The sequence below is a fragment of the Bacillus sp. RB3 genome (assembly GCF_030164735.1).
Classification (GTDB): domain Bacteria; phylum Bacillota; class Bacilli; order Bacillales; family Bacillaceae_G; genus Bacillus_A; species Bacillus_A cereus.
Window position 1 is genome coordinate 69,658 of the sequence record NZ_JASNGE010000008.1, and the last position, 12,945, is coordinate 82,602.

Below are 12,945 nucleotides of genomic sequence, written 5' to 3' on the forward strand. Positions count from 1 at the left end.
CATTGCTAACTGTTTTTACTGGAGGTGCTTACTTATGAGCAATTGGTACAGTAAGACGAAAGATCAAACATTAATTGACCTAGAAACAAACGAACAACACGGTTTAACAGATGAAATTGTAAGTGAACGTTTAAAGCAATACGGTTCTAATGAATTAGCTACAAAACAAAAACGCACTTTATGGCAGCGTATTTTCGCCCAAATTAATGACGTCCTCGTATATGTCCTTATTATTGCTGCCCTTATTTCTGCCTTTGTAGGTGAATGGGCGGATGCCAGTATTATCGCGCTTGTTGTAGTTTTAAATGCTGTTATCGGTGTTGTCCAAGAATCTAAAGCAGAACAAGCTTTAGAGGCACTAAAAAAGATGGCAACACCTAAAGCTATCGTCAAGAGACATGGTGAACTAAAAGAAATTCCATCTGAACACGTCGTTCCAGGAGATATCGTTATGCTTGATGCCGGACGATATATCCCATGCGATTTACGCCTTATTGAAACCGCAAATTTAAAAGTTGAAGAATCTGCTCTAACTGGTGAATCTGTCCCTGTTGATAAAGATGCAATCTACCACCCTTCCATGCAAAGTGATGAACAAGTACCACTCGGCGATCAAAAAAACATGGCCTTTATGTCTACTCTTGTAACATACGGAAGAGGCGTCGGTGTTGCTGTTGAAACTGGAATGAACTCACAAATTGGTAAGATTGCTACCCTTTTACATGAAGCAGACGATGATGTGACACCACTTCAAAAAAGCTTAGCACAAGTCGGAAAATATTTAGGCTTTGTCGCTGTAGCTATTTGTATCATTATGTTCCTCATCGGTTTTTTACAAGGCCGGGATACGTTAGAAATGTTTATGACTGCTATTAGTTTAGCCGTTGCAGCTATTCCAGAAGGCTTGCCAGCTATCGTTTCCATCGTTCTTGCAATTGGTGTGCAACGTATGATTAAACAAAACGTTATCATTCGGAAACTACCAGCTGTTGAAGCCCTCGGTTCTGTCACAATTATTTGTTCAGATAAAACAGGTACGTTAACGCAAAATAAAATGACCGTTACTCACTTTTATAGTGATAACACATACGATCGCTTAGAAAGTTTAAATGTAAATAATAATGCGCAACGTCTATTGTTAGAAAATATGGTGCTATGTAATGATGCGTCTTATAATAACGAATCACAAACGGGAGACCCGACTGAAATTGCACTTCTCGTTGCTGGAACCACTTTTAACATGCAAAAAGATTATTTAGAAAAAATACATGAACGTGTTAACGAAGTACCTTTCGATTCAGATCGTAAAATGATGTCAACCGTACATACATACGATGGAAGCTACTATAGCATGACGAAAGGCGCTATTGATAAGCTCTTACCTCGATGTACCCATATTTTTAAAAACGGCAAAATCGAGATTTTAACTGATTCTGATAAAAATCAAATATTAGAAGCTGCCGGATCAATGTCTCAAGAAGCTTTAAGAGTACTTTCATTCGCATTTAAACAATACGATTCAAACGATGTGGATATAAATCATCTTGAAGAAAACCTTATCTTTATTGGTCTTGTCGGTATGATTGATCCACCGCGAACTGAAGTGAAAGATTCAATTAAAGAATGTAAAAAAGCCGGTATTCGCACAGTTATGATTACTGGTGACCATAAAGATACCGCCTTTGCAATTGCCAAAGAACTTGGTATTGCTGAAGAAATATCTGAAATTATGATCGGAACTGAATTAGATAACATTTCAGATACAGAGCTAGCAAGCAAAATTAATCATTTAAATGTATTCGCCAGAGTCTCTCCAGAACATAAAGTAAAAATTGTAAAGGCATTGCGTGCAAAGGGAAATATCGTTTCTATGACTGGTGATGGTGTCAATGACGCTCCATCTTTAAAGCAAGCGGATGTTGGCGTAGCGATGGGCATTACAGGAACAGACGTTGCAAAAGGGGCAGCAGATGTCGTGTTAACAGATGATAATTTCTCATCTATTGTGAAGGCTGTTGAGGAAGGTAGAAATATTTATCGTAACATAAAAAAATCAATCCTCTTCCTACTCTCTTGTAACTTCGGAGAAATTATCGCTTTATTTTTAGCCATTTTACTTGGCTGGGCAACACCTCTACGACCTATTCACATTTTGTGGGTGAATTTAATTACAGATACACTTCCTGCATTATCACTTGGGGTTGATCCTGAAGATCCAGATGTGATGAAGGAAAAACCACGACATGCGAAAGAAAGTTTATTTAGTGGTAGCATTCCTTTTCTGATTTTCAATGGGGTTATCATTGGACTGTTAACGCTAATAGCTTTTATCGCCGGAGCAAAATTCTATACTGGAGATACAAATTTATTCCCTCTTTTCCCAGAACGAATTGATGACGATGCTCTATTACACGCTCAAACGATGGCATTTGTCGTTCTTAGTTTTTCTCAGCTCGTTCATTCATTTAACTTGCGTTCAAGAACGAAATCAATTTTTTCAATTGGGATCTTTACCAATAAATATTTAGTCTTCTCCCTTCTTATCGGTGTTCTTATGCAAGTTTGTATCATCTCCATCCCGCCCCTTGCAAATATATTCGGTGTACATGCATTAACGATGCGAGATTGGGGATTTGTTCTCTTATTAAGTATCATTCCACTTATTGTGAATGAGATTATTAAATTAGTGAAGAGAAACTAAAAGGCAATGAGGACTATTCCTCATTGCCTTTTCATTTACCCTACTATTTTCCGTGCAGTAAAACTCCCACCTCAAAATTCAGTTTGAGCAAAGAAGTTAGGTGGTAGATTAACTGCCCATAAATGTCCAATTGGTGAAGGCTAATAATCGGTGGGGATGAACAAAACCCCACTGATTAAAGTTTCACTTTATCCTTGTAATTCTTTTTTAATGTTTTCAGTTAATGTAGCCATACGCTTGCGGCTTTCTTCACGCTCACGTTTGTTTTGTTCTTCAATTTGTTGTGTTTCTTGCATACCTCTTGAAATAATGTTCCAAGTTTCCTCAAGTGTTTCCATCTTAATACTAGAAGAACCTGATAATCTCGCTACTTCTACACTTTGCGTTGCGATATTTTGTGCATTTTTCTTAAGTAATTCATTTGTACGGCGATCCAGTTCAGCCATAGAATCTGCAACAAGCTTTTGACGCTTCGCATTTACCGCTTGAATGATACCATTTTTAAAGATCGGAATCGTTGTAATAAATGCTGTATTAATTTTACCAATTAATTTATTATTACCACGTTGAATCATACGAATTTGTGGTGCTGTAAGTAGTGCAACCATACGCGCTTTTTCTAAATCATCAATACGTTGCTCTAAAATTTCAACCGAGTTTTTAAGCGACTCTAATTCAATACCTGCTAATTGATCATTATTACGCACACGCTCTTCATACATCGGAACTAATTCTGTATTTAAACGCTCTAATAGCATTTCTCCTGCTACTACATACTTCTCTAAGTCTAAATAATATTTTAAGTTTTGCTCATACAAGCCATCTAACGTACCAATTGATTTTTTCATCTCATCTTGGTACTTCGTAATTTCCACATACACTTTATCAATTTCACGGCCCATCGTTTGATACTTGCTAAAGATTTGTTCAATCATTTTATCCGCTTTTTTGAACATACGTGAGAAGAAACCACTTTTCTCTTCCGCAAAGTCTTTGCTATCAAATCTGTCCATAATTTTACCAAGCTGTTTTAATAATTCACCAGAATCTTCTATCTTTGATAATGACATTGTATGTAAAATTTGATCAGCAAAACGTGAAATTTCCATAGAAGGTTCTTTTCCAAGTTCAATTAATTCTAATTGATCTTTAATATCTACCGCATTATAAATACGTTGTACATCCGCATCTTGTCTAAGTTGCAAGCGAACATCTTGTGCTGTTTGCTCATTTAATTCTGTTTTCGGATCTAGTACGACTGGGTTATTCATATGGTATTCTCCCTTTCCTTATAAAAATGGACGAAATAGTCCTTTTATTGTTTGTGATAAATTTTTATAGGCTGATGAACCATGAAACTCAAGATCGAAATTAACCTCTTCAAGCCAATGGGAATCAAATGCCCCCGCTTCAATATACGGTTCAATATCGTTTCTTCCCGTTGGATTGAAATGGAATACATCTACTCCAATTTGATTTAAAAATAGTAATAAAACAGCATCAGAACGAGTTAACTCTCCACTCTTCTCATTATTAAATATAACAATTTTCGGCACATCTTGTGAATAATCAAATTTCTCAAGATGTTCTAAAATATTCGGTGGTATTTGAGAAAGTTGCGCGAAAACATATAGCGCTACATCTTGTTTTGTCTCTTTCGCAATTGGTTTGCACATTTCACTTTCACACGTATGGATAATCGCTTCTGCAATCCCATGTTGTAAACCTTCCGGTAAACGCTTATGCGGCCACCAATGGCTATTCATAATTAGATCAGGATGTAATTTCCCCCCACGGTCTAATGCATCTCGATAATGATATTGGAAGTTTGCTTTTTGCTCTTTCGTAAATGGGAATGTATTAACTAGTATACTGTTATCAAATGATGTAACAGCCTTTAATCGTTGAAAATACTCTTTATCATTCTTTGAAACGCCTGATATTTTCGCAAATAAAGAAGGGATATAAATATGTTTATTTTCAACAAAGAATGTCGGGCGTACAAACGCCTTTTCTTTCGTAATTAAAAAGAGCTCATCATATGTTGTTTTTAGTGTACGAGCTACAGGCGTATAGGAACGGAATTGCCACGGCTTGTACAGCAGTGAATTATCGTGGTGAAGTACTTGCTCAATTTCTTTTGAAGCTTGATACGCTACTGTTGCCACACGCTCGCGGCGGCGATCTGGAAATGGTTCAAGAGAAATACGGCCTGGATGAGACACAATAAAGGTCCTTCCCTCTTCATCAACATTCTCAAATCCATCTTTTCCTTCTGGGTGATAATAAAGCACATCACAACCGAGCATAATAAGAAAGTATAAGAAATATATACGGCTTTCCTGTGCATCACCATACCAAACGATACTCGGCATCTGTTTCTTATAATTAATCGTAGAAAACCACTTCGCTACATAATTTTCGCTTAGTTTAATTATGTCGATTAAGAAACGACGGAAGCCTTCTGTCTTTAACGACTGATTATGTTGTTTCTCATATAATTTCAATAGTGAAATAAACGTCGTATGTATGTAATGCTGTAAATCAGGATTGTCTACTTTCGGTAAAAGTTGTTTCCCAGATAAGTGTGCAACTAACCTATTTACTGTCAGACCATTTGGTGCTTCTTGATGTAATCCGAACACTTCTTGAATATGACGAAGCTTTTCCGAATCAATCACTTTGTTTAAATTTTGTTCGTGTAAAACTTCGATTCCTTTCGCTTCACTATAATCAAACAGTTCATTAAAATATTCATCTACATCATTAGGAACGCCAAGGATTCGACATGCTATATAACTAAATTTCATCTCATTCTCTGTCAGTTCATATTGTGGACGTTTTTCTAAAAGCGTTTCAAATTGCTTTAAATCTGATTCATCTTTTAATGCATATGGTTGAAGTGTAAAACGTGAAAACACAACAGTTCACCTCCAAAAACAGTTACGTTTTTTCTAAGTCCTTCTTCTATTATAAACTATTTTTTGTTATAAAAAATGGGCGCTCGCAAAACGAGCAAACCCATTTCAATTATTTATTATCTTCTTTAGTAGCTGCAACTTCTTCTTTAGCTTGTCCAGAATTCTTCATGTAGTGAATTATAAATGTTGCTCCAAATGCTACAACTAAAATAATAAAGAATAGTGTATGACTAATCTCAATCTCGATTAAAGACAGTAACATTTTCGATGCAATAATTAAGATTAAAATGTATGCTGTCGTTTCAAGCTCTGGAATACGCTCTAATAATTTCAAGAATACACCGGCAATACCACGCATCATTAAAATACCTAGCATTCCGCCTAATAATAAAATCCAAACTTCATTAGATACACCAAATGCAGCAAGTACACTATCTACAGAGAATGCGATATCCATTAATTCGACCATTGCAACTGTTCCCCAGAAGACACCGAACATTCTGAAGAAAATACTGTTTTGGTTCATACCATGAGCTTCCTCTTCTTCACCTGCACCTTTACGCTTATCAATAAAGTATTTTACTGATAACCAAGCAAGGTAAAGTGCACCAAGAAGTTTTACCCACCATAATTTAATCAAGAACATTCCGATTCCAATTGCAATAAAGCGGAATATATAAGCTCCAATAAGTCCATAGAATAATGCTTTTTTACGTTTCTCTTCAGGAAGGTGTTTTACCATTACCGCTAACACAAGTGCGTTATCAGCAGATAACAACCCTTCAAGTACAACAAGTGTACCAATTAATCCCCAAGATACTGGATCTTGCAACACTTTAATCCACATGTCCAAGTCGAAAAACTGAGCATACGTATCAAGGATTCCTTGCAAAATACTCATCTTACCTTTATCCCCTATTCTTTGCTAGATTTATAGAAAGGTCAAAAAAAGGAAACGAATATCGTTTCCTTTCTATGCATCCAAGCCATACGCTCTTACAAGCGCACCTAAACCACCTTGGAATCCACTTCCTACTGCATTAAACTTCCACTGTCCATTATGACGGTATAATTCACAAAAGACAACTGCTGTTTCGATAGAGAAGTCTTCCCCTAAATCAAAACGAAGAACTTCTTCGTTCGTCTCTTCATTCGCTAAACGAACGAATGCGTTTCCTACTTGTCCAAAGTTTTGATTACGGCCTTCCGCATCATAAATTGTAACTGTAATAGCAATTTTATGAACGTCTGCTGGAACCTTTTTCAAATCTACAACAAGTTGCTCATCGTCGCCTTCGCCTTCACCTGTTCTGTTATCGCCAGTATGTAAAACTGATCCACAAGGAGACTTTAAATTATTATAGAAGATAAAATCAGTTTCCTTCGTACATTTCCCGTTCGCATCTAATAAAAAAGCAGATGCATCTAAATCGAAATCGTCTCCGCCATCATAAGATTTAATATCCCATCCAAGACCAATTACTGCTTTTGTTAAACCAGGACTCGTCTTACCTAAATCAATCTTCTGTCCTTTTTGTAACTGAATAGCCATTTATATTCACCTCTATATTTTTATCTTTAAAAATATACCCATCAGTAAACATGCATTTCACCAATGGATATATAAATTGAATCTATTACTCTACATCTAAACCAAAGTTATTACATAGAGACGCTAACCCACCTTGGAATCCACTTCCGATTGCATTGAACTTCCAATCACCTGCATGGCGGTATAATTCACCTACTACTACCGCTGTTTCAATAGAGAAATCTTCTCCTAAATCGTAACGAATTAACTCTGCATTCTTTTCTTCATCGAGAATACGTACGAATGAGTTAGAAACTTGACCAAAGTTTTGGCTGCGGCCTTCTCCATCATAAATTGTAATTGTGAAACAAATACGTTCGATGTGAGCAGGAACATTTTTTAAATCGATTTTAATCGCTTCATCATCGCCTTCGCCTTCACCAGTTCGGTTATCTCCTAAATGCTCTACAGCACCATTCGCACCTTTGGGATTATTATAGAAAACGAAATCTTCTGCTCCTGAAACTTTACCGTTCGCACCTACTAAAAAGATACTAACATCTAAATCAAAATCAGCTTGTCCATCATAACGATTTGTATCCCAGCCAAGCCCTACAAGTACCTTTGATAAACCTGGATTTGTTTTTGTTAAATCTACCTTTTGTCCCTTTTTTAAAGAAATAGATGCCATTTAAAAATTCCTCCTTAGTTTATCCTATTGATAACGTGATACAATCTCACTTAAGTTTTTATCTTGCGTGCCTTCTCCAACTGCTGAAAACTTCCACTCATTTTCGTAGCGATACATTTCTCCTGCAATTAAAGTTGTTTTACTAGCATAGTTTTCTGATAAATTATAACGTGCTAATTCCTCACCTGTATGAGGATTTTGAATACGAATATAAGCGTTACGAATCATACCAAAGTCTTGACGTCTGTTTACACAGTCATAAATATTTACAACGAATACTAAACGGTTAATACGACTTGGGACTTTATGTAATTCTACAAAGATTGTTTCATCGTCACCTTCGCCTTCACCTGTTAAATTATCTCCTGAATGAATAATACTACCACAAGTAGAAAGTTTGTTTCCGAAGTAAACTAAATCATTTTTGTTTAAAAAACGATCTCCTTCTAACATAACAACAGATGCATCACAATCTATATTTGGTTTACTTCCAAATAATGAAGACAGAAATCCACCTGATTGCCCAATTGGATCCCAGCCTAAGCCAACCTGTAGTTTTGCTACTTTTGGTTGTCCTTTCGTTAAATCGATCTTTTGACCTTTTTCTAAAATAATAGGCATGAAGTTTCTCCCTTTCTACAAAGCATTTTCCATATCGGAAAATATTGTATTCTTCTCTTATATTGTAGCATTATTTACCTATTGATAAAAAGGATAAATTCTCAGTTATATGAAAACATTCATATAATTTACTTATGATGATGTAATAAGTGGTAAATAGCACCAATCATTCCTGCACAATTACCGTTTTGTGCAAGTTCAATCTCACAATTATTATAAATCTCTTGATTTAAGTATTTACTGACCTCTTCTTTTACTTCTTTTAAAAACTCATTTCCTCTATCGGTAATTCCTCCCCCAATAATAATTGTTTCTGGATTAAAAATATAAGCAAGATTACTAATTCCGATTGCCAAATGTTTAAAGAAAATCCCAACTGCTTGAGCAACTTCTCTATCTCCTTTATCATACAACTCAAAAATTGTTCTCCCATTCCACTCGCCTTTGCCTTTATATTTTCTTACAAGCCGAATTAATCCTGAAATCGAAGCAACCTCTTCAAACGTTTTTCCTTCTATTAGCATATTCCCCCATTCACCAGCACTAAATGAATGTCCTCGGTACAATTCTCCATCTATAAAAATTGCTCCCCCAACTCCTGTTCCAATGGTGAGCATAATAAAGTTCTCTTTCTCTCTTACACTACCATTCCACTTTTCTCCAAACGCTGCACAATTCACATCATTGTCAATCGATACTGGAACTTTTAATATCTCTTGCAATCTATCAATAATAGGAATAGTACTATATCCCGGAATATGATCCGCGCCTCCCGTCACAATTCCCTTATTAATATCAACAATTCCCGCAGTGCTAATACCAATTCCGGCAATAGTATGTTCATTCATTAATTTTTTTGATAAAAGAATGAGTTTTTGAATAATTTGTTCTCCGCCTAAGTGAATTTCTGTTGCAACTGTTTTACGCTTTAATACTCTCCCTGCTTCTGAAATAATGCCATACTTAATTTGCGTACCGCCAATATCAAACGCTATATACTCTTTCATCTACTGCCACTTCCTCTACCGTTATGAATGTAAATTCTCCACCTATTTGTAGGAAATCTACATTAACTCTTTTCTGCTTTGACAAATATACCACCTTTTTCTATATATAGTTTTTTTTGCATAAAACTCTTTTTCCTAAGAAATATTACAAAGGGATGTATTTTAGATGGAACATTCATTTCTTAGGAGGAAAACCATGACGAAAATCTTCATTTTAGCATCAACACTCTCTCTATCTTTTTTTAGCGGTTTAAATATCGGTAATGCTGCAACTGAAAACTTCCAACCATTAACAAACGCTATTGTACAAAATAGCGATCATTTTGCAGAAGGAAACTCAAAGGATAATAATAAACCTCCAGGAAATAACGGTTCTCAGGACGATAGTGGTTCCGGTGGCAGCGGCTCTGGTGAAAACGGTTCTGGTGGCTCTGGCTCTGGCGGCAATGGTTCCGGCGGTAACGGTTCTGATGGCAGTGGCTCTGGCGGCAATGGTTCCGGCGATAACGGTTCTGGTGGCAACGGTTCTAGCGGCAGTGGTTCTAGCGGCAGTGGTTCTGGTGGCTCTGGCGGCAACGGTTCCGGCGGTAATGGTTCCGGTGGCAGTGGTTCTGGCGGTAACGGTTCTGGTGGCAATGACTCTGGTGGCAGTGGTTCTGGCGGTAACGGTTCTGGTGGCAACGGTTCTAGCGGCAGTGGTTCTGGCGGCTCTGGCGGCAACGGTTCCGGCGGTAATGGTTCCGGTGGCAGTGGTTCCGGTGGCAGTGGTTCTGGTGGCAATGACTCTGGTGGCAGTGGTTCCGGCGATAACGGTTCTGGTGGCTCTGGCTCTAGTAGCAACGGCTCTGGTGGCAGCGGTTCTGGCGGTAACGGTTCTGGTGGTAACCGTTCTGGTAGCAACGGCTCTGGTGGCAGCGGTTCTGGCGGTAACGGTTCTGGTGGTAACCGTTCTGGTGGCGATGGTTCTGGTGGCAGTGGCTCACACGGCGGTAATGGCTCTCAAGGTGGCAATCGTGTTAAAGGCGATAGCAATTCTCAGGAGGGCAACGGTTCTCAAGGGGGTAATGTAAAAGATAATACGAAAAAACTAGGTGATAAATTACCGAATACCGCAACGCATTACCCTATATCTATTTTAATGGGTCTTTCAATATTCCTAATTGGTATGTTACTGTTTATTCGTCGTAAAAACGTAAAATAAGAGCAACATACTTCCATCTAAAGAATACATGAAATACTTTATAAAGCTAAAAAGGACTTTGGATTGCATTTTATTATGCAGCCCAAAGTCCTTTTTATCACCTATCAGAAAAAGTATTAATACGCTTTTCCCCAATACACCATTTGTTTAGCTTCTTTACCACAACAAATACATTCATCAGCTAAATGCTCTTGCTCAAAAGGCATACAACGTGAAGATACTCCAACTTCTTCTTTTAGTTTTTCTTCACAAGCTAATTCCCCGCACCACATTGCCTTAATAAAGCCTTGCTTTTCGTCAGCTATTTTTTTCATCTCTTCGAAATTTGTCGCAACATACGTATTCTCATCGCGAAATGCTTTTGCTTTATCAAATAAGGCAATATGAATTTCTTCAAGTAATGCTGGAATACGTTCTTCTAATTGATCCATTGGTACAAACTCTTTTTCCTTCGTGTCTCTTCTTACAAGTACAACTTGATTCTTTTCAATATCTTTAGGGCCAACTTCTAATCGAATTGGAATCCCCTTCATTTCATACTCATTAAATTTCCAGCCTGGTGTTTTATTACTAGCATCTATTTTTACTCGTGCAACCTTTTGAATATGTCCTTGTAACTCTGTTGCTTTTGCTAAAACTCCTTCTTTATGCTGAGCAATCGGTACAATAACAACTTGCACTGGAGCGACTTTTGGTGGCATTACAAGTCCATTATTATCACTATGAACCATTATTAGCCCGCCTATCATTCTTGTTGATACACCCCAAGATGTTTGGTGCACATATTGCCACTTACCGTTACGATCTAAAAACTTAATATCAAATGCTTCAGAGAAATTCGTTCCAAAGTTATGAGAGGTTCCTGTTTGAAGCGCTTTTCCATCATGCATTAAACTTTCAATTGTATAAGTTGCCTTTGCTCCAGCAAACTTCTCCTTTTCTGTTTTTTGCCCTTTAATAACTGGTATCGCTAAATAATCCTCACAAAAAGAAGCATATAAGTTTAAAATATTTAATGTTTCAGTCTGCGATTCTTCTGCCGTTTCATGGATTGTATGACCCTCTTGCCATAAAAATTCAGTCGTACGAAGGAATGGCCTAGTTGTCTTCTCCCAACGAACTACTGAACACCACTGATTATATAACTTTGGCAAATCATTATAGGATTGCACAATTTTTGAAAAGTGCTCACAGAACAAAGTTTCAGATGTAGGACGTACACAAAGTCTTTCCGCTAACTTTTCATCTCCACCATGCGTAACCCATGCTACTTCAGGAGCAAATCCTTCAACATGATCCTTCTCTTTTTGCAATAAACTCTCTGGGATAAACATTGGCATATATACATTTTCATGGCCAGTTCCTTTTAACTTCTCATCCATCACCTTCTGCATATTCTCCCATAAGGCATAACCATACGGACGTAAAATCATGCACCCTTTTACACTTGAATAATCAACAAGTTCGGCTTTTTTTACAATATCAGTATACCACTGCGCAAAGTCCTCTTCCATCTTCGTAATGGCTTGCACTTGTTCTTTTGCCATAGTCAGTCTTCCTCCTTCTAGAAAATACAAAAAAGCCCGCGTCCCTAAATAGGGACCGAGCTTTGCCGGCGTTACCACCCTGATTCATGCACAAAAATTGCGCATGCTCTCTTTTTGATAACGGGAAATTCCCGCTGCATATGCAGAACTCAAAGGCAGGTTCCATATTGCCTTTTTAAGAATCTTTCAGCCTGACGGATTCTCTCTCTGCTAAAAAGGTTGAACATGTACTAGTCCTTTTTCATCGTTATAACGAAATAAATTTGTTGATTATCATAATACAAATTCTTTTTTAAAACAATAGCTAATTTTCTTATTTTTATATATCCTTTTCATTTTTTGCAGTTTTATACGTAGCTTTTCCGCGTAATTTTCACAAGTTGATGTGCAATCATACCGATAAGTGTACCAATTAGGACGAAGAAACCAATAAATCCATATCCCATTCCTTCCCACCCACCAATAACCATCATTGTAACGGGAAAGGACGCTAAGCAAAGAAGTATTAAACTAAGTGCAAATATAATATCAAACTGTTTGTCTGGAAACCGTTTCTTTAGTAAATATGAAATAGTAAATACAAGGATAATCGTGATTCCGCCAATGATGTAAAAAATACCAAATCCATCTAACCAATCCATAGTGTTCCCTCCCTCCATAGATTCCCTTATACTTAATTATATGTTTAATTTTTCTGAAAATAAATAATAAACTTTCACCTAAAT

At 37.1% G+C, this 12,945-nt stretch carries 11 protein-coding genes and 1 other annotated feature; of the genes, 2 read left to right on the forward strand and 9 right to left on the reverse strand.

The features are described from left to right. Positions 1–34 precede the first annotated feature (34 nt). Positions 35–2,701, forward strand: a complete 2,667-nt coding sequence (locus QO049_RS12955) for a cation-translocating P-type ATPase (RefSeq protein ID WP_284489292.1) — start codon at positions 35–37, stop codon at positions 2,699–2,701. Positions 2,702–2,889: 188 nt separating this feature from the next. Here QO049_RS12955 and QO049_RS12960 read toward each other — a convergent pair whose 3' ends face one another. The 7 genes from QO049_RS12960 to QO049_RS12990 form a co-directional block, all read right to left on the reverse strand. Continuing rightward, positions 2,890–3,972 carry a toxic anion resistance protein gene (locus QO049_RS12960; RefSeq protein WP_001064409.1) on the reverse strand — a complete coding sequence of 361 codons (1,083 nt, stop codon included), beginning with the start codon at positions 3,970–3,972 and terminating at the stop codon, positions 2,890–2,892. Positions 3,973–3,990: 18 nt separating this feature from the next. Further along, complete coding sequence (locus tag QO049_RS12965) at positions 3,991–5,622, reverse strand: YceG family protein (RefSeq protein WP_246961823.1); 1,632 nt, start codon at positions 5,620–5,622, stop codon at positions 3,991–3,993. 109 nt (positions 5,623–5,731) lie between these two features. Then, positions 5,732–6,523: a TerC family protein gene (locus QO049_RS12970; protein WP_000025688.1), complete on the reverse strand. Its 792-nt coding sequence runs from the start codon at positions 6,521–6,523 to the stop codon at positions 5,732–5,734. Between the two features lie 72 nt (positions 6,524–6,595). Next, positions 6,596–7,174 (reverse strand): TerD family protein, encoded by a 579-nt coding sequence (locus QO049_RS12975; protein ID WP_001007532.1) that lies wholly within the window; start codon positions 7,172–7,174, stop codon positions 6,596–6,598. An 85-nt stretch (positions 7,175–7,259) separates the two neighbouring features. Then, positions 7,260–7,844 (reverse strand): TerD family protein, encoded by a 585-nt coding sequence (locus QO049_RS12980; RefSeq protein WP_000146720.1) that lies wholly within the window; start codon positions 7,842–7,844, stop codon positions 7,260–7,262. A gap of 24 nt (positions 7,845–7,868) precedes the next feature. After that, positions 7,869–8,465, reverse strand: coding sequence for a TerD family protein (locus QO049_RS12985; protein ID WP_001121578.1), 597 nt, complete (start codon positions 8,463–8,465; stop codon positions 7,869–7,871). A gap of 128 nt (positions 8,466–8,593) precedes the next feature. Continuing rightward, on the reverse strand, positions 8,594–9,472 hold the full coding sequence (locus QO049_RS12990; RefSeq protein ID WP_000666107.1) for an ROK family protein: 879 nt from the start codon (positions 9,470–9,472) through the stop codon (positions 8,594–8,596). Positions 9,473–9,668: 196 nt separating this feature from the next. Here QO049_RS12990 and QO049_RS12995 point away from each other — a divergent pair, with 196 nt between their 5' ends. After that, entirely contained in the window at positions 9,669–10,673 is a 1,005-nt protein-coding gene (locus tag QO049_RS12995) for an LPXTG cell wall anchor domain-containing protein (protein ID WP_284489293.1), read from the forward strand. 116 nt (positions 10,674–10,789) lie between these two features. Here the strand turns inward: QO049_RS12995 and proS are convergent, their stop codons facing one another. Continuing rightward, positions 10,790–12,220 (reverse strand): proline--tRNA ligase, encoded by a 1,431-nt coding sequence (gene proS / locus QO049_RS13000; protein ID WP_097856519.1) that lies wholly within the window; start codon positions 12,218–12,220, stop codon positions 10,790–10,792. Between the two features lie 47 nt (positions 12,221–12,267). After that, positions 12,268–12,474: a binding site (T-box leader), on the reverse strand. A 93-nt stretch (positions 12,475–12,567) separates the two neighbouring features. Then, complete coding sequence (locus tag QO049_RS13005) at positions 12,568–12,861, reverse strand: YesK-like family protein (protein WP_000383858.1); 294 nt, start codon at positions 12,859–12,861, stop codon at positions 12,568–12,570. Positions 12,862–12,945: the final 84 nt, after the last annotated feature.